This window comes from Bradyrhizobium jicamae, assembly GCF_001440395.1.
Taxonomy (GTDB): Bacteria; Pseudomonadota; Alphaproteobacteria; order Rhizobiales; family Xanthobacteraceae; genus Bradyrhizobium; species Bradyrhizobium jicamae.
In genome coordinates this window covers 1-4772 of sequence record NZ_LLXZ01000026.1, presented here as the reverse complement: position 1 = coordinate 4772, position 4772 = coordinate 1, and the positions used below count along the sequence as shown (strand labels likewise).

Sequence of the window (4772 nt, the reverse complement as noted above, 5' to 3'; positions counted from 1 at the left end):
TCAGCGTGTACGAACATGAAGGCCGCAGGTACAACAGGATCAGTGTCCGCGTAACCCGGGAAATAGCAAATGGTTAGGACTTCGACAGTGAGCGCCACATCGCCGGTGCACTACCATGTATGTATCACTTCGGCACGGAGTCACATTGGCTGCTAAGATCTAAGCGTCCACTATTCTACAGCGGCTTTGATTACCGCACCTCAACCCATTTCGCGGTGAGAGTGTCAGACATTGGCGTACAGATGGTTGATTGGCAGAAGACTTCCTTTCTCACTACACCGTCTGGTGGGCGGCGGGTCGCGCAATCGAAGTGGGAGCCGCGGTGGAAATCACGACATTAGCAATTGGCGCCGTGCTCGTTTATTCCGCAATCGTGATCGCTTGCTTGTGGGCAATTCAATGAGACGGGGCCACGATGGCAAAGTATCTGTACTCGTACGCCTTGGAAGAAGCTTTCGCGGCGCCCCACCCTGTGTTCTTGAAACAGGCCGTTGCGCACGGCTGGCAGGCTTGGGTGCTCGGCAGCAATAACCTATGGTACCGGCTTCCCTATACGACCTGCAAGGCACGTTTGCAGATATAGCAGCTGCGGAGGCTGCATTGGAGGCTACCCGCTCCGCGCTCGAGCGCGAGATGCGAAGTCCAGTAACCGTCAACAAGTGGATCATTGTGGAGATGATTCCGCTCGCTTTAGTTCCGACGAGCAATGAGGGTGTCAAAGAGGCGGGGTGCCTAGAGCGGCGCGGAGCTCGCACGCTAGCTGCGGATGGATGAAATCGTGATAAACAACGCTAGGTTGCCGACGGCCGGCTTGTCATATCGGATTGCGACGCGACTGTGCCGAGCTGCACGACCCTCCAGAGGCCGCAAGGAATTGATCGGCTTCCAGGTGGACGCCCGAGAGATCACGCAGAGCTGGCGTGAGCTCTTGTGGTGTGAAGCAGCGCGGCCTGCGGATCGCTCATGAACTGGCGGTCTACGACGGCGCTTTGGGATACTGGAAGGCCCTCGAGTCGGGCACGCAACACCAACGGTGCTGGTGCGACAAAGTCAGCAACGTGCGCACGGGCGCCAAATCCGCGCAGGGCGCAATAAAGGATGACCTGCAGAACGTCTTCTGGCACCGAGCCGGGGAAAGCCCAAACCGCGATCGACGCCTTCGTCAAAAAACACCGTGCCAAAGACGGACCCGCGGCCCGAGTGCTTGATCAAGGATCGCAAGGCACCGCTCGCGTTCTTTGAGTTCCCTGCCGAGCATTGAGCTCATCTGCGCAGGGTCGAATACGATCGAGAGCGTGTTCGTCAGGGTGCGGCACGGCACGGTGCGGACGAAAGGATTGCTCTCGCCGAAAACCGCGAAACTGATGGTGTTCAAGTTGATCGATGCCGCATCGAAGACATGGCGCCGTCTGAAAGGAACAAATCAGTTGCCGAAGATCGTCGCGGCGGCATCGAGGTCATTCCGACCGCTGAAGCCACACCGCCTGATCAGGCCGCGTCACCCAGAATTAGCCATAGCTCGTCGGAGAGCGGACAAATTGGACACAGAAACTATGCGAATTGCCGAGTATTGCTTGGCATGAAAAATGCTGGCTCGGAGTCTCCGGAGCAGGCAGCGAGGCGCTGGCGCGCCGGTAAGATGTCCGTTCGAGGGTCTCTCATGTCAGATGCAAACCTACCGCTTTCAGGAGCGGTGTCGCAGCTGCGCTCTTGGCAATCAGTTCTTAACACCATAACTGGTCAGCTTGGATTGATTAAGATGAACCTCGAAAAAATAACTAATCCAGCGGAAGAAGAAGTTCTGTCAAACGTGGCTAGCTATGGAAAGCAGCTCGGTCGGCTTCAGCACGGGCTGATTGTCATCTTGAACCACCTCGATCTGCAGCGTCTTGACAATGAGAAAACCCGAGCAATCTACGACCTAGCCCAACTACTGAACGACATCGCGGATCTGAAAGAAAGGTGCATTACAAAGAGACCCGCCATGGCAAGGCTATTCTACGTCCCAAGGTCCAAGTCTCAATTCAACCCTAAGCCGTTCTTTCACAAGTCTTTGGTGAAATCCAGGCACCGACGCTCTCGTTACGTCTACTTCGGTCGGGCTTTCAAGCGTAGGCCGCTGACGAGGGACCCAAACTCAGATAACGCAGATCCGGGGCTCGCGAGTGATACTACCCCGCGGGGAGGAAGAGCGCCTAGCGTTTCCCGAGGGGCGAGGGATCGCAGGCCCGCGATATGAGCATCGGATGGCTGTGCGCGGGAAGCCGCTGGCGAGCACGCACTCGCGCGGAGTAGACGGCAAAATCAACCAGGGGCCCAAGGCTGCCGTAGACGTCTGAGGCGTAGTGCTAAGCGCCGGTGCAAAGAGCAGCAGTGCGGTTGGCAGCGGCCTGCTCTTCGGCCCTAGTGCGGGTCACCCATCACTATCCATCAGCCGCGCTGAGGTCAGAGTAAGCAAAACAAACACAGAGTCGGCGCGTCTTATGGGCGGAAAAAGCCCAATCCCTAGTTTCCATTTCACGACTTCCGAAACCGATGCCCCCTTTGACGCGTGGCAATCGCTTGTCGAGATATTGTTCGAGAGCCACCCGTCAAAAAAGACTTCTGAATCAAGTACGTTCCAAGCGGATCTCCTCGCTTACCATTTTGGCACCTTCCTGCTCTGCCGCAGCATCGCTGACGGCGGTCGCTATCGGCGCACCACAGCACGTTTGGCTTGGGACGATCTCGACCATATCATCATCTCGTGCATCCAGCGCGGGCGTGTCGCGTGGTCGACTCCAGCGTTCCGGCGACTTCGACCGGGCGATGTAGCGGTGCTCGATCTGTCCACACCCGTGGCATTCGCTTTCGAGGCCGTCGAGGCGGTACACCTGATCGTCCCGCGAGCGGCGCTGCCGGCCTCGGTTGCTCCAGTGCAACCGATCCACGGACGCGTTCTACCCGAAAACACCGCAATGGGCGTTTTCGTCGGGAAGGTCGTCGAGGCTCTTTCCGCTGCGGCCCGGCACTTCGGCCCGAGCGAAGTAATCGCGGTCGGGACATCTATCCCTGATCTACTCGCCTCGTGCCTCGGACCTTCAGATGTTTTGACCTCGACGGGACCCAAGGAAAACCGTGGGCGCCGCTTGCGTCGATACATCGAGGAAAACCTGCATCGCAAAGACTTGACCTCCTCACGTTTAACGCGGGAACTTGGCATCTCGCGCAGTCAACTCTTCCGACAGTTCCAGGCGACGGGTGTCGAGGCCTATATCCGCCGCCGCCGCCTAAGGCGCTCCCTGAAGTCTTTGTGCGATCCGCGCTGCGCCGATCGAAGAATCGGCGATATCGCCTACAACATGGGCTTTGCCGACGAGTCTCATTTCAGTCGCACGTTCCGGCAGGCGTTTGGCCTCTCCCCGCGCGCTGCTCGCGCAGCCGCTCGACAAGCGGACAGTTCGGCCGCGGAAGGCACGTTCCGCCCATTCAGCGGCGGCACTTTCTCCGATTGGGTGGTGGAATTGCGGGCGGGCTAAATGACTCTTGTTGGGACGCTCGTCCAACTTTTCGGGATGCGCGTCCAAGGACAACCCGAAAGAACATCAGTAGCGTCATAGGCATGATGAGGACCGCAGAGAGCAGTGCCAAAAGCGTACCCCGATGTCGGCCAGAATGAACGACCATCAGTCCAACATTCCAATGGGCCCTGAAGCAGCAGAGATCAAGGGCAACGCGTCGCGGCTCCTGCGTCCTCAGCTTCTCACTCCGCGTTTCGAATGAGCAATGGTCGGCGCCGTTTAAGCCCGGGAGCGGTGCCGGCCACCAACAATCCCGGGCGCCATCCTCAGAAATGAAGGACACGATCTATGACGTCATACTCTCTGACCTGCGTGAACAATTCACAGCTTCACGGTAGCTTCGCTGTATTCCAAAAAGCGCCGCCCACGACGATCCCTGGCAACGTATTTTCGCTCGCCTGGTTCGCCCGTCCTACCGCTCCAGGTAGCCGTGTGACCTTTGCGTGGAGCCTCGACTACAGCTTCGTCTGGTCGGAGACCGGAGTGCTGCAATCAGGCGTCAACTTCGCGGCAACGCAAGTACAGCCTGCCGATCCGAGTGGCCAAAATCTAATTCAACTTACCCAGGACAGCGCCGGCGCGACGACTTTCATCAATCCCAGCGTCGATGGCGCTGTGGGTTCACTGACCATCCGACAACTGTCGAATGTCGTGCCCAACCGTACATCCGTCGGAGTCGGCATGGCAGGTTCGGGCACCTTCGTGGTCCAGGCCGCTCCGAACATGACCGCCGTCTTTACTCCTCGTCCCAACTATTGGGTGATCTTCGGCAATTACCAGACCGGGGACGTCATCGACATCGAGGATGTAACCGGAGCTGTCGAGGCGACCTACGGAGGAGCCCTGACAGCTCGGACCGCAGCAATCGGTCTCGAAAACCTTATCAAGGTTTCCTAATTCTCCTAGGCGGCGGCTGCCTTCAGCCGCCGCCGTCCGCAGCAATTGGCGTGCCACAGCCTGCGAATCTTGCCGGCGGCTGCAGGACGAAGAAGTTTGTTTTGTCTAGACTTGTTAACGAGGACCAGAAGATGACCACGGTTGTAACATTAGACGTGTTCTCGGGACTGCCGAACCCGAGTTGGCAATTGACGGCCGTCGAAGAGAGGGAGCTGGACGACCGGATCAGAGCCTCATCGACTTTCACACATTCAAGGCCGTCCGGTGTCGTGGGCGGATTGGGCTATCGCGGATTTCACATCGCGCAGCATGTCG

3 protein-coding genes and 1 pseudogene are annotated in these 4772 nt (G+C 58.2%); all 4 read left to right on the top strand.

Translation table 11 applies throughout. From position 1 onward, the window contains the following. Positions 1 to 862: 862 nt before the first annotated feature. Positions 863 to 1445: pseudogene (locus CQ12_RS45995) on the top strand (transposase); the annotation flags it as partial. A gap of 1038 nt (positions 1446 to 2483) precedes the next feature. Beyond that, positions 2484 to 3518 carry a helix-turn-helix domain-containing protein gene (locus CQ12_RS04560; RefSeq protein WP_057834172.1) on the top strand — a complete coding sequence of 345 codons (1035 nt, stop codon included), beginning with the start codon at positions 2484 to 2486 and terminating at the stop codon, positions 3516 to 3518. Positions 3519 to 3848: 330 nt separating this feature from the next. Continuing rightward, positions 3849 to 4457, top strand: coding sequence for a hypothetical protein (locus tag CQ12_RS04555; RefSeq protein WP_057834171.1), 609 nt, complete (start codon positions 3849 to 3851; stop codon positions 4455 to 4457). A gap of 131 nt (positions 4458 to 4588) precedes the next feature. Next, positions 4589 to 4772 (top strand): hypothetical protein (locus tag CQ12_RS45610; protein WP_210180581.1); only part of this gene is annotated, 184 nt, incomplete at its 3' end.

Coding starts and splice junctions, on each gene's coding strand:
- CQ12_RS04560 (WP_057834172.1), top strand. CDS start 2,484: ATGGGCGGAAAAAGCCCAATCCCTAGTTTCCATTTCACGACTTCCGAA.
- CQ12_RS04555 (WP_057834171.1), top strand. CDS start 3,849: ATGACGTCATACTCTCTGACCTGCGTGAACAATTCACAGCTTCACGGT.